Source organism: Nocardia transvalensis (genome assembly GCF_015477765.1).
In the GTDB taxonomy this organism is placed as follows: domain Bacteria; phylum Actinomycetota; class Actinomycetes; order Mycobacteriales; family Mycobacteriaceae; genus Nocardia; species Nocardia transvalensis_A.
The window spans coordinates 88,596-113,689 of sequence record NZ_JADLQQ010000018.1 but is presented as its reverse complement, the minus strand read 5'-3'; the positions used below and the strand labels follow the sequence as shown (position 1 = coordinate 113,689).

24 protein-coding genes, 1 tRNA gene and 1 pseudogene are annotated in these 25,094 nt (G+C 66.2%); 9 read left to right on the top strand and 17 right to left on the bottom strand.

What is annotated here, in order from left to right; genetic code table 11:
- Positions 1-370 precede the first annotated feature (370 nt).
- The 3 genes from IU452_RS37015 to IU452_RS38750 all read right to left on the bottom strand — a co-directional run bounded on the left by IU452_RS37015 (position 371) and on the right by IU452_RS38750 (position 3,103).
- On the bottom strand, positions 371-1,366 hold the full coding sequence (locus IU452_RS37015; RefSeq protein WP_195113930.1) for a ketoacyl-ACP synthase III family protein: 996 nt from the start codon (positions 1,364-1,366) through the stop codon (positions 371-373).
- 331 nt (positions 1,367-1,697) lie between these two features.
- Complete coding sequence (locus tag IU452_RS37010) at positions 1,698-2,576, bottom strand: 3-hydroxyacyl-CoA dehydrogenase (protein ID WP_195113929.1); 879 nt, start codon at positions 2,574-2,576, stop codon at positions 1,698-1,700.
- A 377-nt stretch (positions 2,577-2,953) separates the two neighbouring features.
- Entirely contained in the window at positions 2,954-3,103 is a 150-nt protein-coding gene (locus IU452_RS38750) for a hypothetical protein (RefSeq protein WP_228819372.1), read from the bottom strand.
- Positions 3,104-3,126: 23 nt separating this feature from the next.
- On the opposite strand from IU452_RS38750, the gene IU452_RS38745 reads away from it, so the two are divergent.
- Both IU452_RS38745 and IU452_RS37000 read left to right on the top strand, forming a co-directional pair.
- Positions 3,127-3,420, top strand: a complete 294-nt coding sequence (locus IU452_RS38745) for a hypothetical protein (protein ID WP_228819371.1) — start codon at positions 3,127-3,129, stop codon at positions 3,418-3,420.
- Positions 3,421-4,141: 721 nt separating this feature from the next.
- Positions 4,142-4,603, top strand: coding sequence for a hypothetical protein (locus IU452_RS37000; protein ID WP_195113928.1), 462 nt, complete (start codon positions 4,142-4,144; stop codon positions 4,601-4,603).
- Positions 4,604-4,962: 359 nt separating this feature from the next.
- On the opposite strand, the gene IU452_RS36995 is transcribed toward IU452_RS37000, so the two are convergent.
- The 3 genes from IU452_RS36995 to IU452_RS38735 are packed head-to-tail and all read right to left on the bottom strand — an operon-like array spanning position 4,963 to position 7,315.
- Complete coding sequence (locus IU452_RS36995; protein WP_195113927.1) at positions 4,963-5,718, bottom strand: NADPH-dependent F420 reductase; 756 nt, start codon at positions 5,716-5,718, stop codon at positions 4,963-4,965.
- Between the two features lie 32 nt (positions 5,719-5,750).
- Positions 5,751-6,314: a GMC family oxidoreductase gene (locus IU452_RS38740; RefSeq protein ID WP_228819370.1), complete on the bottom strand. Its 564-nt coding sequence runs from the start codon at positions 6,312-6,314 to the stop codon at positions 5,751-5,753.
- Complete coding sequence (locus IU452_RS38735; RefSeq protein ID WP_228819369.1) at positions 6,302-7,315, bottom strand: GMC family oxidoreductase; 1,014 nt, start codon at positions 7,313-7,315, stop codon at positions 6,302-6,304. The genes IU452_RS38740 and IU452_RS38735 overlap by 13 nt, the downstream gene beginning before the upstream one ends.
- A 202-nt stretch (positions 7,316-7,517) precedes the next feature.
- On the opposite strand from IU452_RS38735, the gene IU452_RS36985 reads away from it, so the two are divergent.
- Positions 7,518-8,117 (top strand): TetR family transcriptional regulator, encoded by a 600-nt coding sequence (locus IU452_RS36985; RefSeq protein WP_195113926.1) that lies wholly within the window; start codon positions 7,518-7,520, stop codon positions 8,115-8,117.
- Between the two features lie 631 nt (positions 8,118-8,748).
- Here IU452_RS36985 and IU452_RS36980 read toward each other — a convergent pair.
- Positions 8,749-9,327, bottom strand: a complete 579-nt coding sequence (locus IU452_RS36980; protein WP_195113925.1) for a hypothetical protein — start codon at positions 9,325-9,327, stop codon at positions 8,749-8,751.
- Between the two features lie 193 nt (positions 9,328-9,520).
- On the opposite strand from IU452_RS36980, the gene IU452_RS36975 reads away from it, so the two are divergent.
- Together IU452_RS36975 and IU452_RS36970 are read left to right on the top strand one after the other, a co-directional pair.
- Positions 9,521-10,315: a tyrosine-type recombinase/integrase gene (locus IU452_RS36975; protein WP_195113924.1), complete on the top strand. Its 795-nt coding sequence runs from the start codon at positions 9,521-9,523 to the stop codon at positions 10,313-10,315.
- A gap of 389 nt (positions 10,316-10,704) precedes the next feature.
- Positions 10,705-11,409: a hypothetical protein gene (locus IU452_RS36970; RefSeq protein WP_195113923.1), complete on the top strand. Its 705-nt coding sequence runs from the start codon at positions 10,705-10,707 to the stop codon at positions 11,407-11,409.
- A gap of 92 nt (positions 11,410-11,501) precedes the next feature.
- Here IU452_RS36970 and IU452_RS36965 read toward each other — a convergent pair whose 3' ends face one another.
- Positions 11,502-11,816: a hypothetical protein gene (locus IU452_RS36965; protein ID WP_195113922.1), complete on the bottom strand. Its 315-nt coding sequence runs from the start codon at positions 11,814-11,816 to the stop codon at positions 11,502-11,504.
- A 135-nt stretch (positions 11,817-11,951) separates the two neighbouring features.
- On the opposite strand from IU452_RS36965, the pseudogene IU452_RS39720 reads away from it, so the two are divergent.
- A pseudogene (locus IU452_RS39720) lies at positions 11,952-12,285 on the top strand (short-chain dehydrogenase); the annotation flags it as partial.
- On the opposite strand, the gene IU452_RS36960 reads toward IU452_RS39720, so the two are convergent.
- Genes IU452_RS36960 through IU452_RS36950 form a run of 3 tightly spaced genes read right to left on the bottom strand, consistent with a single transcriptional unit; the run spans position 12,215 to position 15,911 of the window.
- Complete coding sequence (locus tag IU452_RS36960; protein WP_195113921.1) at positions 12,215-13,339, bottom strand: ABC transporter ATP-binding protein; 1,125 nt, start codon at positions 13,337-13,339, stop codon at positions 12,215-12,217. The pseudogene IU452_RS39720 and the gene IU452_RS36960 sit on opposite strands and share 71 nt — an antisense overlap.
- Entirely contained in the window at positions 13,336-14,886 is a 1,551-nt protein-coding gene (locus tag IU452_RS36955; RefSeq protein WP_195113920.1) for an ABC transporter permease, read from the bottom strand. Before IU452_RS36955 ends, IU452_RS36960 begins: the two co-directional genes overlap by 4 nt.
- Before the next feature lie 2 nt (positions 14,887-14,888).
- Positions 14,889-15,911 carry an iron ABC transporter substrate-binding protein gene (locus tag IU452_RS36950; protein ID WP_195113919.1) on the bottom strand — a complete coding sequence of 341 codons (1,023 nt, stop codon included), beginning with the start codon at positions 15,909-15,911 and terminating at the stop codon, positions 14,889-14,891.
- A 257-nt stretch (positions 15,912-16,168) separates the two neighbouring features.
- Between IU452_RS36950 and IU452_RS36945 the strand changes: the two genes are divergently transcribed.
- Positions 16,169-17,476, top strand: coding sequence for a metallophosphoesterase (locus IU452_RS36945; RefSeq protein ID WP_228819368.1), 1,308 nt, complete (start codon positions 16,169-16,171; stop codon positions 17,474-17,476).
- A gap of 188 nt (positions 17,477-17,664) precedes the next feature.
- Here IU452_RS36945 and IU452_RS36940 read toward each other — a convergent pair.
- A tRNA-Cys gene (locus IU452_RS36940) sits at positions 17,665-17,735 on the bottom strand.
- 127 nt (positions 17,736-17,862) lie between these two features.
- On the opposite strand from IU452_RS36940, the gene IU452_RS36935 reads away from it, so the two are divergent.
- On the top strand, positions 17,863-18,399 hold the full coding sequence (locus tag IU452_RS36935; protein ID WP_195113917.1) for a MarR family winged helix-turn-helix transcriptional regulator: 537 nt from the start codon (positions 17,863-17,865) through the stop codon (positions 18,397-18,399).
- An 82-nt stretch (positions 18,400-18,481) separates the two neighbouring features.
- The gene (locus IU452_RS36930) at positions 18,482-19,552 is read left to right on the top strand and encodes an Hsp70 family protein (protein WP_195113916.1); all 1,071 of its coding nucleotides are present in this window, start codon (positions 18,482-18,484) and stop codon (positions 19,550-19,552) included.
- Between the two features lie 4 nt (positions 19,553-19,556).
- Here the strand turns inward: IU452_RS36930 and IU452_RS36925 are convergent, their stop codons facing one another.
- Genes IU452_RS36925 through IU452_RS36905 form a run of 5 tightly spaced genes read right to left on the bottom strand, consistent with a single transcriptional unit; the run spans position 19,557 to position 24,932 of the window.
- Entirely contained in the window at positions 19,557-20,333 is a 777-nt protein-coding gene (locus IU452_RS36925; protein WP_195113915.1) for an enoyl-CoA hydratase, read from the bottom strand.
- A complete protein-coding gene (gene mmsB / locus IU452_RS36920; protein WP_195113914.1) occupies positions 20,330-21,226 on the bottom strand; it encodes a 3-hydroxyisobutyrate dehydrogenase in 897 nt (298 codons plus the stop codon). Before mmsB ends, IU452_RS36925 begins: the two co-directional genes overlap by 4 nt.
- Positions 21,223-22,290: an enoyl-CoA hydratase/isomerase family protein gene (locus IU452_RS36915; RefSeq protein WP_195113913.1), complete on the bottom strand. Its 1,068-nt coding sequence runs from the start codon at positions 22,288-22,290 to the stop codon at positions 21,223-21,225. Before IU452_RS36915 ends, mmsB begins: the two co-directional genes overlap by 4 nt.
- Positions 22,290-23,429, bottom strand: coding sequence for an acyl-CoA dehydrogenase family protein (locus IU452_RS36910; RefSeq protein ID WP_195113912.1), 1,140 nt, complete (start codon positions 23,427-23,429; stop codon positions 22,290-22,292). The genes IU452_RS36915 and IU452_RS36910 overlap by 1 nt, the downstream gene beginning before the upstream one ends.
- Before the next feature lie 3 nt (positions 23,430-23,432).
- The gene (locus IU452_RS36905) at positions 23,433-24,932 is read right to left on the bottom strand and encodes a CoA-acylating methylmalonate-semialdehyde dehydrogenase (protein ID WP_195113911.1); all 1,500 of its coding nucleotides are present in this window, start codon (positions 24,930-24,932) and stop codon (positions 23,433-23,435) included.
- Positions 24,933-25,094: the final 162 nt, after the last annotated feature.

Sequence of the window (25,094 nt, the reverse complement as noted above, 5' to 3'; positions counted from 1 at the left end):
GGGGCCCATCTCGCTCAGGAAAAACCCCGACGACAGGCGGGTTCCGGCGGGCTCGCCCAACGGCACCTCCCGCGCCGAGGAGATCAAGATCAGCGCCTTCGAGCGCCCGGTAGCGGTACCACTCATGGCGGTAATCCTCTTTCGGTTCGTTTCTTCAGCTCTCACGTCGGCCCGAGCAGCGCTGGTCGTCTCGATCACCGACAAGAAACTTTCCTTCAGTGTTCTCCGGATTCACATTCCGCACGTCTCTAACAAGCACGTTCCCGCTTTGAGCCTGGGGAAGGCATCAACCACCTAGAGATCACCGCAGCAGTGCGGCGGTCCTAGCGGTCCAGGGTGAAGTTCTCCTGGACAATCCGACATGTCCGTGTCATGCGGTTGTGGCCGTGGATTGTTCGGTGATTTCGAGTACGGCGCAGGTGAAGCGGAAGCCTAGGCCCGAGCCGAAAACCAGAATGGTGTCTCCGGGCCGAAGCGATTCTTCGCGGATGACGTGGTCGAGTCCGATCAGCTGATCGCAGGAACCGACGTGGCCGAGCTGACGTTGCAGTGACCATGTGGTCCGGTCGACTGGGATGCCTAATGGTTCCAGAACGAGCGCGGACAGCGGAGCGAGTCCCAAGCCGGTGACAACCATGCGGGTCAGGTCGCTAGGTTTGATGTCGGCTTCTTCCAAGGCTTGGGAGGCGGTGTCTTGCATTCCCCGTGCGAGAGTTGCCTGGTGGGGTTCGAGATTTTCCTCCATGAGGAGTAACGGCCCGCTCGACTTGCCGTCCTTGGTGATGGTAGCCAGATGTTCGAGTTCGGGAGCCGAAGTGTGCGCGGTAGAAATGAGGCGGGCAAATCCGCCATCTTTGGCCAGAACAACGGCCGCGGCGCCATCGGCAAGGAACGAGCTCAAGGCGGGATGCCATCGCCGCCAGCGTGGGGACTGGAATCGACTGGCGGCAGTGACAAGCGCGGCAGATCCCGAGGGGGCGATACGCACGTGTCCGGCGGCCACTTCGATTGCGGCGGCACCGCCGTTGCTGGCGTTCCCCAGCTCGACCGAGATCGCGTCGGGGATCGAAAGGACGCGCTGTAGATGGCATGCGGGAGTGAGATGCTCTTGCTCGTCGAAGTATGCGTAGATCAGCATGGTGACGTCGGCATTGTCGCAGTTGGCATGGCGCAGCGCCCCGGCTGCAGCGCGAGCGGCCATCTGCGGTGCTGTCAGATCCGGAGAGGCCGAGAATGATTGGTAGTCGGAGAGTTCGAGGGCGCTGGGATCGACATGTTCGTCGGCATTGTCGAGGAGGGAGGATGCGTCGACAAGGGGCGGCAAAAACCGCCCAGTGCCTCCTACATAGACATCGTTCCAAAGCATGTCTTGCTCCTAACTGTCTCTGGTTCGGTCTCGACGACGGGAGAACGGTTGAGCTTGATCTTTACCTCATCGCCACTGGACGAATACGTCTACGACCGGTTGGCCTTCTGATTGATAGCCACCCTCATCGGTCAGCGAGCAGGACCACTGCTCGAGCGTATCGGCATTTCTTATGACGAGAGCGGGAACAGTTTTCCTAGGAAAACTCTCCTCCCCGGGACTCGACGCGACAACACGCTGCCTCGAGACGACCGGCGGCTTTTGTCGGCTGCTGTTCGGGCGGTGCTGAATACCGAGCGTGGCGTGCCGACAGGGCCACCGATCCTGGCCGTCAGGCCGCTGTGGTGTTGTTTGCGGGATACCGGTAGAAGCCCTCACCGGTGGCGACGCCGAGCTTGCCCTGGTCGATGTAGTTCTCCTTCAGCCACGCCGCGAACCGCTGCTCGTCTTCGTTACCGGAAACGAGTGCGTTGTAGGCGGTGGTGAAACCGATGATGTCCAATAGTTGAAACGGGCCCATCGATGCCCGCGTGCCGATCCGCCAGGTCTTGTCGATCATCTCCGGCTCGGCGTATCCGTCCACGGCAAGGCCCAGAGCAGCGTTCATGAAGGGGATGAACATCGAGTTGAGCAAGAATCCCGCCTTTTCCTTGTGCAGCTCGATCGGCTCCATGCCGATCGCCGCGGCGAAGTCCACGACCGCCCGATACACCGCGGGATCGGTCTCGGGCGTCCCCATGACTTCGGCGGTGTTGCGCGTGCGGATCTCGTTGGCGAAGTGCAGCGCGAGGAACTTGTCCGGACGCCCGGTGAAGTCCTTCAATTCGCTCGGGAGCAAATGTCCCGTGTTCGTGGCGAAGATGGCCCGCTCCGGTGCCAGCTCGCTCAATCGCTTGAAGATGTCCTGCTTGATAGCCGAAACTTCGGGCACAGCCTCGATGACCAGATCGGCGTCGGCAACCGCGTGGGCGAGGTCACAGCTGAGCACGATGCTCGACGCCGTCTTGTCGGCGGCGCCGGGGGCCGCGCCGGTGACCTCGTCGCGGTAGATCGCCGCGAGCTCGGCGAAGCGATCGCGGGCGGCGGTGAGGGCGTCCTCGTCGATGTCGTAGGCGGTGACGTCGAACCCGTGGAACGCGGCCTGGAACGCGATCTGTGAACCCAGCACTCCGGTTCCGAGGACGGTCACCTTGCGAATCTCGAAAGCCATAGCTCTACCCTTTCTCCTTACCTCTTTTAGACGTCGAAGAATGTGCAGGCACCGGTGGTGTCGGACACCAGTCTGCTGCGGCTCGCGAGCGCCTGTAAGGGACAGTTCTTCCTGGTAACGGCGGTACCACCTTCGCCATCCGAAAAAAGGAAATAGCAGCAATCAGTAGGTCTCGACGTGTACATGGCGCGACAAGCTTCCACCGACAGTGGATTGATGCACCGGACGCCGTGGGACGCCCTTCTACGACTCACCCCCGAAGCAGTCGCCGACTACGAAGCTCTCCTGTGACCGAGCTTCTGCGGCGTTGCTGCAGTCGGCAGAACCGCGTGTCCCGCTCGGATGCGCGCTTCTCGGCATGTCCGCTTGTTGACTTGTCATGTGCCCGAGGCCATGTAGGCGGCGAGGACGTAGTTGAGGTGGCGGTCGAGGTTGGTGCGGGCACGGTCATAGCGCATGGTGGTACGCGGGTCAGCGTGGCGGGCGGCGATCTGGACATCGCGTAGATCGACCCCGGCGTCGAGCATGGTGGTGACGAAGGAGTGGCGCAGTGCCGATCCATCCGCCGTCCCCTGGAGTTCAACAGGATCGGGCCGATGTCGCGGTCGCCGATCGCACGCTCGATGCCGCGCCCGACCGCTGGCGGGAGCGGGATCAAGACGATCTTGCTGCCCTTGCCGACCACGCGCAGGACTCGGTGACCGTGTTCTTCTCCGACATCGCCGATGTCGCATCCGCAGGCTTCGAAGATCCGCAGCCCGAGCAGGCCCAGCATCACCACCAGCGCGAAGTCGAACCGATTGGCCGAGTCCCGCGCCGCCGACAGCAACGCCTCGACCTGTAGATGCGAAAGTCCTAGTGTCGGAGACTCGTTCGCCACCCTTGGCCGCCGGACGTATTCGGCCGGCGAGTGCTCGAGGACGCCGTCGATGACGGCAGGTGCGGTAGAACCCGGCGACCACCGCCATCCTCCTGGCGACCGTGGCGGGTTTGTAGCGTCGGACTTCGCGCATCCAGCCGACGTAGCGTTCGATCTGCCTGCGGATCATCGCCAGCGGCGTGAGTTGATGCTCGCTGCACCACATGAAATGCAGGCGCAGATCCGACGTGCAGTGCTTCCGGGAGGTGCCGGTGTAGCGGGCAAGGTAGGCGGCCGAGGCCAGCCGCAGCACGAGTCGTCACCAGCGAAGGCGACGTCGATATCGGGTGAGGTAGCCATCCCTCCCGATGCGCGCGAACACCCAGCGACCAGAAGACCCCGCGCGGGTCGCGGCATTATCGCGCGTCGTACTGAACCGTGGTCGGGCCGCCAATCTGGCATCCAGGTTGCGGACCCTGGCATGCTGCCAAGGGTTTGACGCAAGACCAACCGTATTGTGACGTTCGCGACGGGCCCGTCGGAGCGCAGCGAATCCTGGGGCGCGCCGCTCGTCGTTTTTCTGGTCGAAGTCGAGGGTAGGACTGGCGTTACCAGGAAAAACTCTCCCTCCCCCTGGACTCGGTACAGCAAGATCATGATTACCGGGCTGCCAGCACATAGAACTTCGGATCCATGGAGGGAAATCATGCCTGCGAAGAACCGCATCGATCATTTTACCTGGCTCGTCGAGCCGGAAAATCTGCCGCGTTACGTCAAGCAGATGAGCGAGCTGTTCGAGACAACATTCGACGAAGTTTTCAACGAGTCCGCCGGTGTCCGTGCGCTGATTTCGTGGGATGCCGGACTCGAGTTCGCGGCACCGTATGGTGACTTGCCCGCCGCGGACGCTCTTCGCGCCGTGTTGGCCGAGCGTGGCGAGGGACCGTTCGCGATCGTGGTCCGAGTTCCGTCGATCGACGCGTCGTCCGAGCGCGCCGCCGCGCTCGGTTGGCCAATCGATCGGCAATTGCTCGAGCTCGAGGCCGGTGTGTCGTCGACGACCAAGGTAACCAGCGCGCGGGAACGGGTCATCGGATCCTTCCTGAACACCTCCTTGCTCTTCGGGGAAATCGAATACGCCGACGTCGAGGACGCCACACGACCGTAGACGCCGAACACGCCCTGAGTGGGTATTCATCACAACTGGCATCAACCACCAGCAGTACTGAACTTGCGACGTCACATCCAGCAGCCGACAGAAGTGTGCGCCCACTTGAATGCACGCTCCTCGGCACTTCCGGACATCCTTCAGCGCAGGCGATCCCGCTACGACTACCGACCGACCAGCGGCATTATGGTGCGTTCGGCCGAACACACGGAATGTGCATCGCTTGTCCGGTACGGGGTCACCAGCCGGATGGGATGCGAACAGCGTGCGAGTTCGGCCCCGGCAGTGCTCAGCCGGAGCCGTTGCTACCTAGTGTGTGGTCCGTGCCGGTGTGTCCAGAGGCTTCGATGTCCGGTGTGTCAGTTGCTATCGACGGTGACCCAGGCTGGTCTGGTGCCGCCGGCCGGGCCGCGGACGGCGGCATCGGCGAGTTCGGTGATCCGGGCGGCGGGCACGGGAACTCCCGGAGACTCGAGGAACCAGCGTTGCGCCGCTTGCTGTTTCATTCCTTCGGGTGGTGCTCCGAGATAGGGGTTGTAAAGGGGCGTGTTGGGTTCGCTGCGCCGGCTGTCGGCCAGGGTGCCGATGTCGACCGCGTCGTAGCCGAGCAGGTCCAGCAGGTGCGCGGCCTCGGCCTTGGCGGCGGCTTGGTCGCTCGCGATGGGCAGGGCGCTACGGTCGGCGGCGCCGGCGGGCCGGGCGAGTGTGACCAGGCGGTGGGAGTCGATGTTGTTGAACGCCTTGACCACTCGTGAGTCGGCGAGGTGGTGTTGCACCAACGCGCTGGAGGTCAGTGCTTGGCTGTCCAGTTCGGGGATGCGGCGGTCGCGGTCGGGGTAGTAGTTCATCGTGTCGATCACCGTCCTGCCCGCCAGGGCCGCCGCGGGCAGGCTGGTGTAGGCGCCCAGGGGGATGGTGGCCACCACGATGTCGCTGTGCGCGGCCTCGACCGGGGTGGCCGCGCGGGCGTGCTCTCCCAGCTCGGCCACTTTGTCCGTTAGGCTATCGGGGCCGCGGGAATTGCTCAGGACGACGTTCATGCCCGCGTCGACGGCGAGTCGGGCCAGGGAACTGCCGATATGGCCGCTGCCGATCAGTCCCAGTGTCAGGTTCATCGCGCCTCCTCCGGCGAGTTGTGAAGTGGTGATCAACGGGTCGCAGCCGACTGCAGTATCGACTTGGGTTGCTGCTGGTTGCCGCGGATGAGGTCCGCGGCTTTCTCCCCGATCATGATGGTGGGGACCATGGGGTTGGCGCTGGTGATGGTCGGCATGATCGAGGCGTCGGCGACTCGTAGGCCGTCCAGGCCGCGCACGCGCAGATCGGGTGCTACCACCGCATCCGGGCCCACGCCCATCGCGCAGGTGCCCACCGGATGCCAGTACGTCATCGTGTTGTCGGCGAGGTAGGTGCGCAGGTCGGCTTCGCTGGTGATGTCCGGGCCGGGCAGCACCTCGCGGGCGAACCACGGTTGCAGCGGCGCGGCGGCGACGAGGTCGCGGGCGCGCTGGATGCCATGCAGCAGGCGTTGGATGTCGGAGTCGACGCCGAGGTAGTTCGGATCGATCACCGGTGGGGTGTGCGGGTCGGGGCTGGAGAGGCGGATCGAGCCGCGCGCGGTGGGCACGGTGGAGACCGGGAGCATGAAGGTGTTCCCGGGGACCGGCAGGCCCAGCTCGGCAAGCCGCGCGGTGTTGATCAGCGTCTGCATGTCCGGGCCCGGCAGCCCTGGGTCGCTGCGCCACGAGATCGACGCCTGGGGCAGGCCGCTCGCCTCGCCCTGCACGGGTATGGGTCGACGGGCCTCGCACACCACGAAGCACTGTGCGTGATCGTGCAGGTTGGCTCCGACTCCGGGTAGGTCATGGACCACGGCGACTCCGGCCTGTTCCAGCTCGACGCCGGGCCCACTCCGGACAACAGCAGCAGCCGTGGCGAGTCCACCGCTCCCGCACTGACGATCACTTCGGCATCGGCATAGGCGGTTTCCGGTCGGCCGTCACGCTCGAATTCGACACCGACACAGCGGGTGCGGTCGAACACGAGCCTGTGGGCACACGCATTGGTGACCACAGTGAGGTTGCGGCGGTGGCCGAGAAGGGGGCGTAGGTAGGCATCCGCGGTGCTCTGTCGGCGTTCGCCGGTGATCGCGAGATCGTTCCAGCCCGCCCCCTCGGGGTGGGCACCGTTGAGGTCGTCGCTGAGCCGATACCCGGTGGCGGCGGCCGCGTCGAGGAATGCCTGCGCGACCGGGTTGGGTGGCGCCGCCGGGGCAGGCAGCATGGGTCCGCTGTCGCCACGAAACCGGCGATCGCGCCCCGCCGCGGTTTCCATTCGCCGGAAATAGGGCAGCACGGACTCGAAATCCCAGCCGACACAACCGGACTCGGCCCACCGGTCGTAGTCGTTCGGATGTCCGCGCAGGTAGATCATCGCGTTGATACTGCTCGATCCCCCGAGCGTGCGCCCGCGAGGCCAGGGGACGGTGCGTCCCGCCAGGCCCGGCTGGGGGACCGTTTCATACGCGTAGTCGACCTCACTGCCGAGCAACCCACCCGGAAACGCGGACGGCCGCGCGATCGCCGGCAACGTATCGGGAGGACCGGATTCCAGCAACAGCACCCGGGCGGCGCTGTCCTGCGACAGCCGGGCCGCGAGCACACACCCGGCTGTACCGGCACCGATCACGATGTAGTCGAAACGAGTCTGCATCACAACCACCTCCAGGCGATTCATTCAGCAAACCAACAAGAACTACGGATGTGGCGTCTGCCCGCGTTACGTGCGGATCGCCGACCGATCTCATCTAGCAGGCCCGTTCGGCATTGTATGCTCATGAAAACGGCCAATTGCCACCATAGAGCATATATGGCACTCAGTGGCATTTGCGCGCCAAAGTGTTAGTTTGGGAGGCATGTCACAGCCAGATCGGTTGTCCGTCCGGGAACGCACCCGTCGCGCGCTGCGTGCCGAGCTGGTGGCCCTCGCGCAGGACTTGTTCATCACCCAGGGCTACGACGAGACCACGCTGGACGACATCACCGCTGCCGCCGGGATGTCGCGGCGGACGTTTTTCCGCTACTTCTCCTCCAAGGAAGAACTCGTGCTCAGCGAGTACGAATTGCTGGGTGACGCGCTGGTCGCGGCGCTGGCCGACCGTCCCGGCGACGAGCCGATCTGGGTGGCGCTGCGACGGATGCTCGACGTCATGGTCGACTACTTCGAAGACCCGGCCCACCACGACCGGGCCATCGCGATGGAAAAGGTCGTCCAACAAAGTCCCAGACTGACCGCCGCCAGCCTGGAACGGGTCACGCCGGTGCTGGACCGGCTCACCGACCTGGTCCGCGAACGCCTCGGCAACCACGACGATCTCGACCCGCAGCCCGCAGCACTCGTCGGCGCCGCATCCTCTTGCTACACCGCCGCGAAGACCGTATGGATCGCCTCTGAGCAAACCCGGCCGTTCGCCGACCTCCTCGATCAAGCCATGGCCGCACTCACACCGGTCTAGACCCGACTCCCGCCATCGCGAGTCCTTTGGGCGCCGCGGCTCGTGCCGACAGCGATGGCCACCATTTGCCCAGCCGCGTTGTGCGACAGCCGAAACGACACACCAAAATCGGCATTACCGTGCGTTGATCCAGCCGATCCGCCAGCATGTTCGCCAACCCACCGCTCCCGGAGCCCGCCAGAAGGTTGACGCAAGACATTGGTCTAGTGAGTCCGACTTCCTGGCAGGGTCTCCAGGTTTACAGTCCGAGGCCCATGAGTCGGGAAGGAGACGTGGTGGCACGCTCGGCGAGCTCCGAACATGGCTCGGTCGTGGCGCCTGGGGCCGGTGGGCGAGCGCACTCTACACCGGCGCCCGCGTGGTCAATGGAGTGCGCCCACCGGCCCCAGGGCCGAACGCCGCCGGTTCTTTAGTTGGCGTCGATGGGATGCGCGAGTCCTCTTGTACCACAACACTGTTCGCTTCCCGGTCGTTGAGTGAACATTCCGTTGATCTCGTGCGCTGAACATCCAATCCTGTTCCAAGCTGATGTTGCACGCCGGTCAGCGGCCGCCAGAGTTCGCCGATGAACGACGCCGGAATTCACCAGCGTAGCCACGGCATGAGACAACCTGGCTAGCGGAACACCAGATCATCCCTCCGCCTTGGCGATGCGGATAGTATGCAAGCGGTTACCAATTTCTCCCGGGTAGCGGCGTGAGGTCACGGTGGCTAGTTGCCATCCGGTGTCAGTGAACGCGCGAATGCGTGCAGTAGTGACAACTTCGCCCTCGGTGAGGGTTTCGAAGGTACGTCGCAACCGGTCACAGTCCTCGGGGTGGAACACCATCGGATCGCCCTCGCGCTCCCAGTCGATCCACGCTGGCACTTTGCTGATCCATTCGGCTATGACGGGAAGCGGGATGCTCGGAGACCAGGCGAGAAGGGCTGCGACTGGTCGATCGTCGTCGGTCGGTGGTTCCGTGGACCAGCTCTCTGGGCGGGCGTTCCGCGCGTTCGTGCCAATGGTCAGATTCAGCGCGTCGACAGGGCTGATCACCGGAGGGTGGGTATCGGTGACATCGATGGTGAGACCACGCATTCCGGTATGCTGCTCGTCGTTTCGTCCACGCCCGATGTTGTACCAGTTCATAAGGTAGCCGAGGTCGTGCAGGATAACGCTGTAGCAGGTATGCGTCGCGGTCGGATCGGCCGTCGTCGCCAGAGCCACTCCCGACACGATCGCTCGGTACACCGACGTCTCGAAGTTTATCCTCGCCGGCCTGGGTGGACCGACGCTGCAGGAAGCCAACAGCACGCCCAGGTTGGAGCAGTTCCTGGACACGGTCCGCACGAAGCACAGCGTCGGAAACGCTCAGAAGACTCGGATCGTTCTCCGCGGGATGTTCGGGTTGGCCTGCCGATTGGTCCAGGGATTCGGCAAAGTCAACCCGGTCCGTGAGACGAGTCCGATCGCCTCGGCGAAGACGGACAAGCCCCGTGCGATCGAGGCTCCGGAGATCGCCAAACTTATGCGCGACCTTCGGGAGTCCACCGTCCCCTGTCCTGAACGGGGCAAGGGGGGCCAGCCGAAGCCGTCTCGATACAAAGTCCCGACTGTCCCGGAGTGCCGCAGGTCCGCGGACCTGGTCGATCCGATCATCATGTTCGCGGCCACGGGGCTGCGGGAGTCGGAGCTACTCGGTATTCAGGAGTCCGGGGTCGACCTCGAACGCAAGGTCGTTCGGATCGACGGCAAGGTCGTCCGGATACCGGGCAAGGGGCTCAAACGAATCAGCTACGAGGACGACCCGAAGAACCGCAACCGGGAGCTCGCCATACCCGACTTCGCCATCCCGATGCTCCGGGAACGGCTGGCAGCCAAGGGGAAGACGACGGATGATGTGCTGTTCCCGTCGCTCGCGGGCACCCTGCGGGACCCCGACAACTTCAACAAGCAGTGGCGCCGGGTACGGGCTGCATTGGGGCTGGACTGGATCACAACCACCACGTTCCGTCGCTGGGTCTTCACCGAGCTGGACAACGCAGGGCTGACACCCCGCCAGGTCGCCGATCAGGGTGGTCACCTGAAGCCGTCGATGAGCCAGGACACGTACATGGCCAGGTTCAAGGCCCACCCGAGCAACGCCTCTGCGCTCAATCACGCTGTTCAACGCGCCCACAAATCGCCCTCCAAGAAAGAGCAAAGTAGAGAGTAAGTGGAGAATGACGTGGAGCCCGAGACCAGAAGAAGGCTCATCTACCTGGGGTTTCGACGATTCGAACCTGCTACGCAGAAGGCCGCAGGTTCGAATTCTGCCGAGGGCACCGAAGACAAGGTCCTGACCAGCGCATCAGCCGGTCAGGGCCTTTTTGTCGTTGGGCGGGGTGTCGGATCTGTTGCACGGCAAGTGAGGTCGTCCGGTCAGGACGGAAAGCGTTCTGCCCGAAAGGGGGGTCTGCCAGCGGGTTCGGTCCGTCCGGGGCGGCCGGGCGCTCGCTCGGCTGCCGGTGCCGCTCGTAGCGTCTAGCTCGGGCCCTCGTCGGCCCGACGCAGCAGTTCGAGGGGGGTTGTTCCGAAAGGAGGACCTTGTTGTCGGACTGATCAATGGAAGGGTACGAAGAAATGCGGATTCGCGCTTTGGCGCTCATATTGCTGGCAAGCAGCGCCATGATCTCAGGAATAGTTCAGCCGATCGCTTCGGCCCAGCCCGCGGATGCAGGGGTTGGGACGCATCGGCTGGAGGATGCTATTCGCGATGCAGGGACCGACGCCCCGGTGCGGGACACGGAGTTCAGAACGATCCTGATCGCACGGGCGGCCACGGAGTTCGCGGCCAAATCACGTCTTCGCGCGGGTGAGTCCTTCGATGTGGCGCGATCGCGCGTCGTCAAACGCAAAGACGGGTCCTTCATCGTCACGGCCCGCATCGACGGGGCGACGGTGGGGAGCTCGATCTCGCAGTTCTTCGACACCGCGGCGCGTCCGCAGTCGACGGTGCAGATGAGCCTTCATGCGGCGGACGAGAACTCGGGCACCATCGAGGTCGACGTCGACGGGGTGCGGGCGTTCGACAAGTTCGTCGAAGAACGCGACAGCACCCTGCGCAGGGTGGGGGTGAATTGGGACGGTGTGAACAAGTGCCTGTCCTCGGCCGGCGTGCCCACCTGGGTCATCAGTGCAATCAGCGCCGCCTGCGCCATCGGGTGCGCGGTCAGCGCCGGTGCCGGCTGCGTCATCTGTGCCTCGGGCGCGGCCGGTGGATGGGCAAGCGAAATCGCCTACTGCATCAAGAACTCCGAAAATTTCTAGGGCCGCAGCTTCGAATACCGCCGAATGCACAGAAAGGCCCTGATCAGTGTCTCTGATCAGGGCTCTTTTCATAGCAGGCCGCTCAGCCCCGATCAGGGTCGTTCCTCGGGGCATTGTTTCTGGATCAGGTAGATCAGGGCCTTGCCGCTCGAGTAGCGACGGTAGGCGGCGAGTTCGTCGACATAGGCGCGGGCGGATCGGTAGTCGAAACCACGGCGGGTCCAGAACGGCACGGCCTCGATCTGTTTGCGCACCGTGTCCAGGAATTTGGCCGGACGGTGCCGCTCGGAGTCGGGCGGCGACTCGGCCACCTCGATATTCGCGATGATCTCGTCGAAGGCCGCGCGCAGACGCTCGCGATCACACGCGAACTCGCTGTCGTCGGTGGAGAATTCGTCCATGGTCATGCCTCCCTCGGGTGTGCGGTCATGAGCTCACGGTGCGCGGCGGGCGGGTCCGCTCGCAATGAACGCCCTCGGTTTGCACGGTCAGCGTGATCTTTTCGGCGGCCGAACCCCCGAATCCCGTGCCAGACTGGGCCTGTGCAGCGGACACCGCATGGTGCAGCCCTCCGTGGGCGGGTGGCCCTGGTTGCCGGAGCCACCCGAGGGGCGGGGCGCGGCATCGCGGCCGGGCTCGGGGAGGCCGGGGCCACCGTGATCTGCACCGGGCGCAGCAGCGTCCGCGGGCGGGAGCGGTCGGATTACGATCGGCCGGAGACCATCGAGGAAACCGCCGAACTGGTGACCGCACTCGGCGGGGTCGGAGTGCCGATTCAGGTCGACCATCTGGGGTGCGGAGCGGCTCAAAGGTGGTCCGGCCGAATGGAATACCCCGATCTGGGAGCACGATCTCGACGCCGGATTGCGGATAGTCGGGCGACCGAGCCGTCGGAGTCGAAAGCGACCGCGGTACCGAGCACTTCGAGGCGGACGCGGTCGCCGACGGTGGGGGCGTCGATGCTGACGCGGCGGACGCGGATGGGGTCCGGGCGGCCGTCGAGGGCGATCGTGAGCATCACGTCGGGACCGCGGAACTCGGCGGCGCGGACGGTTCCGCTGCTCCGGTCGGGACCGGAAACGGCATGGGCCACAAGTTGTTCCGGACGCACCATGACGGTGACCGGACCGCTGGGCGCGGCGTCCTGCACGGGCGTGTGGCCGAGGGCGCACTCGGCCACCCCATTGGCGACAACGCCGTCCACGAGCACACAGTCGCCGAGGAATTGCGCGGTGAACAGATCGGCGGGAGCGGAGTAGACCTGCTCGGGCGAACCGACCTGGGTGAATCGGCCCGCGCGCATGACGGCGACCTGTTCGGCGAACGACAGGGCCTCCTCCTGATCGTGGGTGACCAGGATGGTGGTCATCCCGGCCGCGCGCAGCGTTTCGGCGACGGCCTGGCGGGTGGCGGCCCGCAACCCGGTATCCAGCGCGCTGAACGGCTCATCCAGCAGCATCACCCGGGGCTTGCGGGCCAGCGCCCGCGCCAGCGCGACGCGCTGCTGCTGACCACCGGACAGCTCGTGCGGTCGCCGATCGGCGTAGGACACATCCAGCGACACCATCTCCAGCAGTTCGGCCACCCGCTGCCGATGCCGCCGCGCTCCCAGGCCACCCAATCCGTACGCGATGTTCTGCCCCACCGTCAGATGGGGGAACAGTGCGCCGTCCTGCGCCACATAACCGACGTTGCGGCGGTGGGCGGGCTTGCAGAAGCGTTCGCGCGCAACGATTTCCCCGCCGATAGAAACCGACCCGGCATCGGGCGCCTCGAAGCCCGCCACCACCCGCAGCAGCGTGGTCTTCCCGCAGCCGGAGGAGCCCACGACCGCGGTCGCGGTGCCGTCGGGCACGTCCAGGTCGATACCGGCCAAGACCCGGGTAGGGCCGAAGGATTTCGACACGCCGGATACGACGAGACGGCTCACAGCCCGGCCGCCTTCCTGGACTGAGTGAACAGCAGATACGTCACCGGGATCGCCACGACGATCATGATCAGGGCATAGGGCGCGGCGGCCGCATAGTCCAATTCGCCCGACAGCGACCAGAACCGCATGGCCAGGGTGCGGGTTCCATTGGGGGCCAACAACAGCGTCGCCGTCAGCTCGGTGGCCACGGCCACGAAGACCAGGGCCGCGGCCGCCGCAGCCGCGGGTGCGGTCAACCGCAGGGTCACCCGGATGAACGTGGTGGCGCCCGATTTTCCCAGCGCCCGCGACACCTCTTCCAACCCGACCGGCACCTGCGCCAATCCGGCGCGCACGCTCACCAGCGCTCGCGGCAGGAACATCAGCGTGTATGCGGCCAGCACCATGGCCGCGGTCTGATAGAGCTCCGGTAGGTGATGGATGGTCACGGTGACCATTGCCAAGGCGATCACGATGCCGGGCAGCGAACTGGTGATGTAGTTGCAGCCCTCGATGACTCGCGCGAACCGCGATGCGGACCGCACCGCGATCCAGGCCACCGGGAAGGCACACAGGGTGGTGATCGCCGCGGCGGCAGCCGCCAAAGCCACTGTCTGCCCTAGCGATTGCGCGATATCACTCGCATCCCATACCTGCGTGCCGCCGATTCGCAGCCAGCGCAGGACAGTCCACAGCGGCACGCCGAGCGCGGCCACGATCACCGTAACCAGTACCGCGAGGACCGGAATCGCAGTGCGCCCCAACCGAACCGGAGTCACCGAGCGCGGCGCACCGCCGCCCACACGGGCGTAGCGGGCACGGCCCCGCACCGCGGCCTCCGCACCCAGCAGCACCAGACAGCACAGCACCAGGACCCCGGCCAGCATGCTGCCCGCCGCACCGGCGAAGCTCGATTGGTACTGCTCGAAAATGGCGGTGGTGAAGGTGTCGAAGCGCACCATCACGAAGGCACCGTATTCCGCGAGCAGGTGCAGGGCGATGAGCAGCGCCCCACCCAGAATTGCCAACCGCAACTGCGGCAGGACAATTCGCGCGAAGACCACCACCGGACCCGAACCCAGGGCCCGTGCCGACTCCTCCACCGCCGGATCCAGCCGGCGCAGCGTGGCCGCGGCCGGGAGATACACCAGCGGAAAATACGACATGCTGGTGATCAGCACGCCCGCCCGCAACCCGTGCAGCGTGGGGAAGACGCTGACCCAGCCGTAGCTGTTCACGAAGGCCGGGACCGCGAGCGGCGCCGCCAGCACCGGCCCCCACCAGCTCGCGCCGGGCACGTCGGTGCGCTCCACGATCCAGGCCAGCCCGACACCGAGCACCACACAGATCGGCACCGTGAACGCCACCAGGGCGGACGTGTTGCGCAGCAGTTCGCCCACCCGCGGCCGGAAGACCAGCTGGGCGGCCTCGTGCAGGCCGGTGGAGAACAGGGCGGACACGATGTAACCCAGCGGCACGAACGTCGCCGCCACCAACAGCAGCGCGACACCCGTGACCGCGCGTCCGGGTCGGCCGACCCGGGAGGCCACCGCCGTCCCGGCCGCCACGGCTACAGCAGACCCGCTTCGGTCATCAGCTGGTGGACCTTCTTCGCCTCGAGCCTGCTCGGGTCGATGTTCGGCGCCTGCAGGCTGTCCAGCGGCGGCAGCGCCGGATTGGCGGGCACGTCGGCGACGACCGGATACTCCATCGAGGTGCCGTCACGCAGTACCTGCTGCCCGGTCCTACCGGTGATGAATTGGACGAACTTCTGCGCGGGCTGCTGCTTCTTGCTCGACTTCAGCACGCCACCTCCGGAGACGGAGACGAAGGCCCCCGGATCCTGGTTCCTGAAGTAGTGCAGCGCGGTGTTGCCGCTGTTCTCCTTGGTGGCGGCCTGGTCGCGGTACCAGTAGTAGTGGTAGATCACCGCGCCGTCGAACTGGCCGTTGTTCACATTCTTCATGGCGGTGGTGTTGTTCTGCGAGGCCGGGGCGTTGTCCTTCATGCCCTTCAGCCACGCCCTGGTGGCGTCCTCGCCCTTCTGCTCGAGCAGGGCGGCGACGATGGCCTGGAAGTCGGCGCCGGACGTGCCGGCGGTCCAGCGGCCCTTCCACTGCGGCTGCTGCAGGTCCAGCAGCGAGGCTGGCAGCCGATCGGCGGGCACCTTGGCCTTGTTGTAGACGAACACCGTCGAGCGCGCGGCGACGCCGGTCCATTTACCGGTGGACGGGCGGTACTGCTCGGGCACCTGGGCCAGCGTGGCGGGGTCCAGATCGGCGAACATGTCCGCGTCTTCGACCAGCGCCATCGCCGGGGAGTTCTCGGTGAGGAAGACGTCGGCGGGCGAGGCCTTGCCCTCGGCCACCAGCTGGTTGGCCAGGTCGGTGTCGCCGCCGTTGCGCAAGGTCACCTTGATGCCGGTCTCCTTGGTGAAGGCGGTGGCCCACTCCTTGGTCAGCGACTCGTGCTGGGCGTTGTAGACGAGGATCTCGTTGCCGTCGTCGGGTGAGTTCGTGCAGGCAGTGGTGGCTGCGAGCACGGTGAGTGCCGCCAGCGCACCGGTCAGCAGTTTCCATCGGGCCGTTGTCATGGCCCTCCTTTCGAGCCGGGACATCCTCTGCCTGAGGTTTGGCTAACCAACCTACTCGGTCAGCCCGTGCCCGGTGCGCCACTCCGGTCGATCCGCCGTAAGGTGCACAGGCGGCATGGGCGGCCGGAACGTGGGAGGGTTTCATGAGTTGCTGCGGACCGAATCGGCGGCGAATGTTGAGCGTGCTGGGTCTCGCTGCCGCCGTTCCTTTTTCGGCGATGGCAGCCGCCGGTTCCGCTCGGGCACAGTCACATTCGATGATCGCGACGGATCTCGAGGTGGTCAGCCTCACCGACACCTCGGTCGTGTTCACCTGGACGACGCTGGCACCGGATGCGGCCGGGAATCTCGCGCCGGTGGAGGCGGGTACGGAAGTTCATCTGGCCCCGGCGGATTCGCCTGCCCCGGCGCAGGTGGTCTTCGCTTCCGAGACCGAGCGCACGCCGTTCCACTATGCCGAGGTGGGTGGCCTCGAACCCGGGCGCACCTACCGTTTCGAGGCGTGGTCGGACGGCGTCCGGGCCGTTCCGGCATTGAATTGGGCGACCAGAATGCCCGGATCGCCGGAATGTGTCGGCACATTCACGACCCTGACACCCCCGCCGGGCCGCCTGCTGCGCACGCTCGCCCTGGGCAACGACGTGCATTTCGGGGAGGAGGTGAGCGGACTGATCGCGGCCGGGCTGCCGCCCGGTGTGCGACAGGAGCCGGGGTTGCCGCCGTATCCGGAGCTCATGCTCGAGGCGCTGCTGGACGATCTACGCCGCCCGGACCGCGGCGCGGACCATCTGATCCTCGCCGGTGACCTGACCGCCGAGGCCACCCCTGACCAATCCGAAGGTGTGCGAAGGCATTTGGATTCCTGGGGCGCGGCGGGCCGGGACTGGTTCGCCGCCCGTGGCAATCACGATCGCCCGCACGTCGGCGCGGAGTATGCAAGCTGCCCGACCGTCGCCGACGCCGACCACCATGATTGCTGGGGCGAATCCTTCATCCCCCGAGGAGCACTGACCGAGCACCGCGTCGGCGGCCTGCGATTGCTGGGCCTGGACACCACCGAACTAGATGCCGTCGGTGGATCCATCGACCGGGACCAGTTCGACCACCTGCGACAGCTCCTGACCGCCGACCCCGACCGCCCGACCCTGGTGTTCGGCCATCACCCGATCACCTTCGATTCGGCCGTATCCAATATCGCCGGACCGACTTTCGTCTTGAACCGCACCGACGCCAACCAACTGCAGTCGCTGTACCAATCCACCCCCGGCGTCTTCCTACATCACAGCGGCCACACCCACCGCAACCGCCGCACCCGCCCCGACATCCCCCTGTCCGTGGAATTCCTGGAAGTCGCCGCCGTCAAGGAATACCCCGGCGGCTACACCCTGCTCCGCCTCTACGAGGGCGGCTACATGGCCACCTTCTACAAAACCCGAACCCCCAACTCCCGCCGCTGGAGCACCCGCACCCGAGCCGAATACTTCGGCCTCCTCCCGGAATACACCCTGGGCACCCACACCGACCGCAACCACGTTGTGCTACGCGACCTTTCGGGCCTGTCCTGATTCCGGCCAGAAGCATGCCGGAATGACAAGAGGCCACCCGCACCGACGTCACCCCGCACGGTTTGCGGCGCGGCTCGTCTTTCGAGGGTCGCTGCGTACGCGACGAAGGAGCAAGCAGCGGCCCTCGAAAGACGAGCCACCAGGGCGCCGCAAACCCGCGACGCCGAAGGCGGCGCCAACAAACACAGAGCGAGCGGCGGGATTCGAACCCGCGTGTACGGTTTTGCAGACCGCTCCCTAGCCACTCAGGCACGCCCGCTGGTGATGTCCATGGTTGCGGGGAGCGGCCGATCTGCCGAGGGTTGTCGTCAGCATGATCGGAAGGGGGACGGCTCGGATGGGGCCCGGGTCGGAAATTTCGGGTTAATACGAAATACACTCGGCGTATGGCAATACCCCGTCCGCTTCCCCTGGATCCCATCGAGGAGGCCCACCGGCAGTGGACCGCTCACGGGTGGGGGGATGTCGCGGACGGGATGGCGGCGGTCACCTCGCTGGTACGGGCGCAGCAGATCGTGATGGCGCGGGTGGACGAGGCGCTGCGGCCCTCGGGGTTGACGTTCTCCCGGTACGAATTGCTGGCGCTGCTGAGTTTCAGTAAGACGGGTGCGCTGCCGATGGCGATGGCCAGCGCCCGCCTGCAGGTTCACCCGACGAGTGTCACCAATACCGTCGACCGGCTCGAGGCAGCGCAGCTGGTCAAACGCGTTCCACATCCCAGCGATCGACGAGCAACCTTGATCGAGATCACCGACGCCGGGCGCGAACTGGTCGCCCAGGCCACCCGGGAACTGAACGAGAAGGTCTTCGCCCGGCCCGGACTCCCGCCGGATCGGCTCCAACTGCTGCTGCAGCTCCTGGCGGAGTTCCGGCGGGCGGCCGGCGACTTCGACACCGGTGACACGCCGACGCGCTGGGCCTGACCCATAACCTTTCAGCATCCGGCCAGCGACATTACCGCCGTGCTGTCTTCCCATCCCGCCACAAAAGGTTCACCATTGACCCATGGTGCTGGTCCTGGGGGTATCAGCGGGCGCTGGGGGTGCGCGCGCCATGCTGACGCACTCCGACCAGCCACATCTGCCCCCGATCGACCGCTGCACCGTCCCCCGCCGGGCCGGCGGCGGGGTCGAGGAGCCCGTTTTCCAGGCCATTCACCTGATGCGCGAGGCGGCGGCCCGCCGCGATGAATTCATCACCGGCATCGCCGTCACCTGCCGTTGCTCCCTGCACGCCGACGCCATCCGGGCCGCGGCGGGCCGCAGCCGCCTCACCATCGTCGACGAGCCGGTGGCCCAGCTGCGGTATCTGCGGTTCAGCGGCCAGCTGCCGGACGAGGGCGCGGTGGTGCTCTACGATCTGGGCTCCTCCGGACTGACCATCACCGAGGCCGACTGCACCACCGACGCCATCCTGGCCACCCGGCGCAGCACGGTGCTCGGGGGCGACGGACACGACGCACTGCTGCGCTGGCGGCTGGCTCACGGCGGGGTGAATATCGACAAGCCGACCAGCCGCGCCTACAAGGAGGCGCTGACGACCGCACCCGTCCTGACCGCGAGCGATCCCCTGACCGGGTTGCGAATGGTATTGACCCGCAGCGATTTCGACGATCTGGTGGCCGCGGGGATTCACCATTCGGTGTCGTATGTGCGACAGATGATCGAGGAGACCGGTGTCGCGCCGCAGACGCTGGCGCTACTGGGCGGCTGCACCCGCAACCCCGGTATTCGCGAAACCCTCTCGCAATTGCTGGATTTGCCGCATATCTACGATCCGGAACCGGAATTCGTCTCGGCCCGCGGCGCGGTATTGATGGCGACGCAGCTGCCCTCGGCCCGGCGGGTCCGCGGGGTGCGGTTCGGATCCGCGCCGACGCCGCGCCCGGCCGGCGCGCCCCCGGTGTCACGGCGCAAGCTGGTCGCCGCGCTGGCCGTGACGGCGTCGCTGGGCGCCACCGTGGCCGGTCTGCTGGTGGCCGACCGGAACACCACGCAACCGACCACCCACGGCGGCGACCCGGCCACGCCCATGGAAGTGGCCGGGACCCCGCCGAATCAGTTGCCGCGCAAGTGATTCGTCAACGGTTGGTGAACTCGGCCGGGCGCTTCTCGATGAAGGCGGTCATGCCTTCGGTCTGATCCTCGGTGGCGAACAGCGAATGGAATACGCGCCGCTCGAAGCGCAGGCCCTCCGACAGCGTGGTCTCGTAGGAGCGGTTCACCGCCTCCTTGGCGATCATCACCGCGGGCAACGACATTCCGGCGATGGTCTCGGCCACCTCGAGGGCGGTCGACACCAGGTCGGCGGCCGGGACCACGCGAGCCACCAGCCCGGCGCGCTCGGCCTCCTCGGCGTCCATATTGCGGCCGGTCAGGATGAGATCCATCGCCTTGGCCTTGCCGACGGCCCGGGTGAGGCGCTGTGAGCCACCCATGCCGGGAATGACGCCGAGCTTGATCTCGGGCTGTCCGAATTTGGCGGTATCGGCGGCGATGAGGATGTCGCACATCATCGCCAGCTCGCAGCCGCCACCCAGCGCGTAACCGGCGACCGCGGCGATGATCGGCTTGCGGAAGGCGCCGAGCCGATCCCAGCCGGCGAAATGGTCGGTCAGGAACATGTCCATATAGGACTTGGCCTGCATCTCCTTGATGTCGGCGCCGGCGGCGAAGGCCTTCTCCGAGCCGGTGAGCACGACCGCGCCGATGCCCTCGTCGGCCTCGAGTTCGTCCAGGGCGGCGGTGATATCGGTGAGAACCTGCGAGTTCAGCGCGTTCAGCGCCTTCGGCCGATTCAGCGTGATGAGGGCGACGCGCCCCTTACGCTCCAGCAGAATGGTCTCGAACTGGGTCACAACTCGTCCTCTCCCGATCGCTGACGGATGTCGGTCACGATAGCCGAGAAGTCCTTACCGGCCTCGGTCTGGTTGAAGCGGTTGTAGATCTCGGCGGCGAGCAGGCCGATCTTGCCGTCGACGCCGTTATCGCGCAGGGCGGTCGCCGCCAGGCCCAGGTCCTTGGTCATCAGGGCGGTGGCGAATCCGGGCCGGTAGTCGTTGTTGGCCGGGCTGGTCGGAACCGGACCCGGCACCGGACAGTAGGAGGTCAGCGCCCAGCACTGGCCGGAGGCGGTGGATACGACGTCGAAGAACTTGTCGTGGGTCAGCCCCAGCTTCTCCCCGAGCACGATCGCCTCGGACAGGCCGATCATGGAGATGCCCAGCATCATGTTGTTGCAGATCTTGGCGGCCTGGCCGACACCGGCCCCACCGCAGTGCACGATCTTGCCGCCCATCACCTCCAGCAGCGGCAGCGCGGCGGCGAAATCGTCGGCCGCACCGCCGACCATGAAGGTGAGCGTGCCCGCCGCCGCACCGGCCACGCCGCCGGAGACGGGAGCGTCCAGGGCCCGATGTCCCGCTGCGACAGCCAGTTTCGCGGCCTCCTTGGCGTCGGCGACGTCGATGGTGGAGCAGTCGACGAACAGGGTGCCGGGTTTGGCGGCGTCGAGGATCTCGCGGTAGACGTCGAGCACGATGCGGCCGTTGGGCAACATGGTGATCACGATCTCCGCCTCGGCGGCGGCCGCCGCGGCCGTGTCGAGAACCGTGGCGCCGTCGGCGCGGGCCTGCTCCTGCGCGGCGGGAACCGGGTCGAAGGCGAGCACCTCGTAGCCCGCCTTGACCAGGTTGGCGGCCATCGGCCCACCCATATGGCCGAGTCCCAGGAATCCGACCTTCGTACTCATGCGGAATGTCCTTCCGGCGCAGCGAGATTCAGTTCTGCCGCGCCCAATGGGGTGAAGTAGGCGTCGACCTGCTCGGTGGTCACCCCGGTGAGGGTGGCGGGGCGCCACTGCGGATTGCGGTCCTTGTCGACCACCTGGGCGCGAATGCCCTCGACCAGGTCGTGGCTCGACAGCGAGGCGACCGAGACGCGGTACTCCTCGTTCAGGGTCTCCTCGAGGCTCGCCAGGTCGCGAGCGTTGCGCAGCGAGCGCAGCGTGACCTTCAGGGCGACAGGCGATTTCGCCAGCACCTCGGTGGCCGCCTTGTTCGCCTCCGGCGACTCGTGGGCCTGCAGCCGCGCGACGATCTCCTCCACCGTATCGGCGCCGTAGCAGGCGTCGATCCAGTTGCGGTGTGCGGCAAGCTCCGACGCCGGTGCGGGTCGCGCGAATTTGGCGATAGCGACCTCCGGGTCGGCGGTGCGCAGCGCCTCCAGCAGGGCCGGAATCTGGTCGGAGGGCACGAAGTAGTCGGCGAACCCGGCGGCGATGGCGTCACCGGCGGTCATGCGCGCGGTGGTCAGCGCGACGTGGGTGCCGATTTCGCCGGGCGCCCGTGACAGCAGGTGGGTGCCGCCGACGTCGGGGATGAAACCGATACCCGTTTCGGGCATCCCGATCTTCGATCGCTCGGTGACGATGCGGTGGCTGCCGTGCCCGGACAGGCCGACACCGCCGCCCATCACGATGCCGTCCATGACGACGATGTAGGGCTTCGGGTAGCGGGCGATGTAGGCATTGAGAATGTATTCGTCGCGCCAGAACCGGCCCGTCGGCGAATCCGGGCCGCCCGCGGTATCTTTCGCGTCGTGATAGATGGCGACGATATCGCCGCCCGCACACAGGCCGCGCTCCCCGGCGCCGGTGACGATGACCGCACGCACCTCGTCGTCGGTCGCCCACCGCCGCAGTGCGTCCAGAATGGCCAGCGCCATCGGGTGATTCAGCGCATTGATGGCCTTGGGCCGGTTGAGCGTGATCAGACCCAGCCCGTCACGCTTATCGATGAGAACTTCGGGTTCCATCACGCTGCTCCTATCACCGAGCGGGCGACGACCACCCGCATGATCTCGTTGGTGCCCTCGAGGATCTGGTGCACGCGCAGATCCCGGACGATCTTCTCCACGCCGTACTCGGCCAGATAGCCGTAGCCGCCGTGCAATTGCAGGGCCTTGTTGGCGACCTCGAAGCCGGCGTCGGTGGTGAAGCGCTTGGCCATGGCGCACAGCTCCACCTTGTCGTCGGCATCGGCGTCCAGGGCCGCAGCGGCCCGCCACAGCAGGGTGCGGGAGGCCTCCAAAGAGGTACGCATATCGGCCAATTCGAATTGCAGCGCCTGGTTGTCGAGCAGCCGCGCGCCGAATGCCTTGCGCTGGCCCAGATAGGAGACGGTCTTGTCCAGCGCGGCCTGCGCACCTCCGAGCGAACAGGCGGCGATATTGAGCCGCCCGCCGTTGAGCCCGTTCATGGCGATGCGGAAACCGTTGCCCTCCACGCCGAGCCGATCGGCCGCCGGGACGCGGACCTCGTCGAGGATGACCTGGCGGGTCGGCTGGGCCTTCCACCCCATCTTCTTCTCGTTGGCGCCGACCGAGATTCCCGGGGCGTCGGCGGGCACGATGAAGGCGGAGATTCCCCGGGCTCCCGCGTCACCGGTGCGGGCCATGATCACGTACACGTCGGTGCTGCCCGCGCCGGAGATGAACTGCTTGACCCCGGTGAGCAGATAGTCCTCACCGTCGCGGACGGCCTTGGTGCTCAGCGCCGCCGCGTCCGAGCCCACACCGGGTTCGGTCAGGGCGTAGCTACCGAGCAGATCCATCGAGGTCAGCCCCGGTAGCCACCGGCTGCGCTGCGCATCGCTGCCGTAGCTGTCGATCATCCACGCCACCATGTTGTGGATGGAGATGTAGGCGGCGATGGCCGGGCAGCCGGTGGCCAGCTGCTCGAAGATGCGCACGGCGTCGATGCGGCGCAGTCCGGACCCGCCCACATCCTCGCGAATGTAGATGCCGCCCATGCCGAGCGAGCCCGCCTTGCGGACCACATCGACCGGAAAGTGCTGCTGCTCATCCCATTCCAGCGCATTCGGCGCCAGGAATTCGTCGGCGAACTCGCGCGCGGTTTCGGTGATCGCCTTCTCGTCGTCGTCGAGTACGAACATGGCTCAGTCCATGGTCGGGATGACGAAGTGGTTGCTCTCCTTGACGCCGGAGGGCCACCGCTGGGTCACCGTCTTGGTCTTGGTGTAGAAGCGGATCGAATCGGGGCCGTGCTGGTTGAGATCGCCGAAACCGGACCGCTTCCAGCCGCCGAAGGTGTGATAGGCGATCGGCACCGGGATCGGGACATTGATGCCGACCATGCCGACCTGCACGCGGGCGGCGAAATCGCGGGCGGTGTCGCCGTCGCGGGTGAAAATGGCTACGCCGTTGCCGAATTCGTGCTCGTTCGGCAGGCGCAGGGCCTGCTCGTAGTCGGCGGCGCGCACCACCGACAGGACGGGTCCGAAGATCTCCTCCCGGTAGATCCGCATCTCGGGGGTGACACGGTCGAAAAGCGTTGCGCCGACGAAGAATCCGTCCTCGGCGCCCTCGACCTGCAGGCCGCGTCCGTCCACCACCAGCTCGGCGCCCTCGTCGACGCCGATCTGGATGTAGTTGTTCACCCGGTCCACGCCGTCGCGGTTGACCAGCGGGCCGAAGTCCACGCCGGGGGCGTCGGAGCGGCCGACGTTCAGTTTGTCGATGCGCTCGGTCAGTTTGGCCACCAGGCGATCGGCGGTCTCCTCGCCCACGGGCACCGCCACCGAGATGGCCATGCAGCGCTCACCGGCGGAACCGTAACCGGCGCCGATCAACTGGTCGGCGACGTCGTCCAGGTCGGCGTCGGGCATGACGATGGCGTGGTTCTTCGCGCCGCCGAAACACTGTGCGCGCTTGCCGTGTGCGGTCGCGGTCTCGTAGATGTACTGCGCGATCGGGGTCGAGCCGACGAAGCCGACCGCCTTGATCCGGGGATCGGTGAGCAGCGCGTCGACGGCGACCTTGTCGCCGTTGACGACGTTGAACACGCCCGCGGGCAGGCCCGCCTGCAGGAACAGCTCGGCCAATCGCAGCGGCACGGAGGGATCGCGTTCGGAAGGCTTGAGCACCACGGCATTTCCACAGGCCAGTGCGGGACCGGCCTGCCACAACGGAATCATCGCCGGGAAGTTGAAGGGGGTGATGGCGGCAACCACGCCCAGCGGCTGCCGCATCGAGTACACGTCGATGCCGGTACCGGCCGATTCGGTGTACTCCCCCTTGAGCAGATGCGGGATGCCCGTGGCGAATTCGACCACCTCGAGACCGCGCTGAATGTCGCCCTTGGCGTCCGGGACGGTCTTGCCGTGCTCCGAGGACAGCAGCGCCGCCAGCGAATCCATCTCGTCCTGCACCAGCGTCAGGAACTTCATCAGCACGCGGGCCCGCTTCTGCGGGTTGACCGCCGCCCATTCCTGCTGTGCCGCAGCGGCATTCGCGATCGCCGCCTCGACCTCTCCGCTATTGGCCAGCGGCACCCGGGCCTGCACCGTGCCGGCGCTCGGATCGTAGACATCGCCGAAGGCGCCGGACGCCCCGGGAACGTGTTTTCCGCCGATGAAATGTGTCAGTTCGCGAACCATGCCAGTGCTGTCCTCGGTGTCGACGGTGGCGGCGTTCGAAACGCCTGATTTACGGGCATCCTATAGTTGGATGTCCAAGTAAATCTATAACGTTGCCGCAGATGTGCTCTACGCCACTTCCGTCGACCCGGCCCCCGACGCTCCTTCAACCCTGCGGCCCCT

What these genes read in the sequence shown, in the direction of transcription:
- IU452_RS37015 (WP_195113930.1), bottom strand. Translation starts at nt 1,366, where the DNA reads ATGCTTTGGAACGATGTCTATGTAGGAGGCACTGGGCGGTTTTTGCCG.
- IU452_RS37010 (WP_195113929.1), bottom strand. Translation starts at nt 2,576, where the DNA reads ATGGCTTTCGAGATTCGCAAGGTGACCGTCCTCGGAACCGGAGTGCTG.
- IU452_RS38750 (WP_228819372.1), bottom strand. Translation starts at nt 3,103, where the DNA reads ATGCTCGACGCCGGGGTCGATCTACGCGATGTCCAGATCGCCGCCCGC.
- IU452_RS37000 (WP_195113928.1), top strand. Translation starts at nt 4,142, where the DNA reads ATGCCTGCGAAGAACCGCATCGATCATTTTACCTGGCTCGTCGAGCCG.
- IU452_RS36995 (WP_195113927.1), bottom strand. Translation starts at nt 5,718, where the DNA reads ATGAACCTGACACTGGGACTGATCGGCAGCGGCCATATCGGCAGTTCC.
- IU452_RS38740 (WP_228819370.1), bottom strand. Translation starts at nt 6,314, where the DNA reads ATGCAGACGCTGATCAACACCGCGCGGCTTGCCGAGCTGGGCCTGCCG.
- IU452_RS38735 (WP_228819369.1), bottom strand. Translation starts at nt 7,315, where the DNA reads ATGCAGACTCGTTTCGACTACATCGTGATCGGTGCCGGTACAGCCGGG.
- IU452_RS36985 (WP_195113926.1), top strand. Translation starts at nt 7,518, where the DNA reads ATGTCACAGCCAGATCGGTTGTCCGTCCGGGAACGCACCCGTCGCGCG.
- IU452_RS36970 (WP_195113923.1), top strand. Translation starts at nt 10,705, where the DNA reads ATGGAAGGGTACGAAGAAATGCGGATTCGCGCTTTGGCGCTCATATTG.
- IU452_RS36965 (WP_195113922.1), bottom strand. Translation starts at nt 11,816, where the DNA reads ATGACCATGGACGAATTCTCCACCGACGACAGCGAGTTCGCGTGTGAT.
- IU452_RS36950 (WP_195113919.1), bottom strand. Translation starts at nt 15,911, where the DNA reads ATGACAACGGCCCGATGGAAACTGCTGACCGGTGCGCTGGCGGCACTC.
- IU452_RS36945 (WP_228819368.1), top strand. Translation starts at nt 16,169, where the DNA reads ATGATCGCGACGGATCTCGAGGTGGTCAGCCTCACCGACACCTCGGTC.
- IU452_RS36935 (WP_195113917.1), top strand. Translation starts at nt 17,863, where the DNA reads ATGGCAATACCCCGTCCGCTTCCCCTGGATCCCATCGAGGAGGCCCAC.
- IU452_RS36930 (WP_195113916.1), top strand. Translation starts at nt 18,482, where the DNA reads ATGGTGCTGGTCCTGGGGGTATCAGCGGGCGCTGGGGGTGCGCGCGCC.
- mmsB (WP_195113914.1), bottom strand. Translation starts at nt 21,226, where the DNA reads ATGAGTACGAAGGTCGGATTCCTGGGACTCGGCCATATGGGTGGGCCG.
- IU452_RS36915 (WP_195113913.1), bottom strand. Translation starts at nt 22,290, where the DNA reads ATGGAACCCGAAGTTCTCATCGATAAGCGTGACGGGCTGGGTCTGATC.
- IU452_RS36910 (WP_195113912.1), bottom strand. Translation starts at nt 23,429, where the DNA reads ATGTTCGTACTCGACGACGACGAGAAGGCGATCACCGAAACCGCGCGC.
- IU452_RS36905 (WP_195113911.1), bottom strand. Translation starts at nt 24,932, where the DNA reads ATGGTTCGCGAACTGACACATTTCATCGGCGGAAAACACGTTCCCGGG.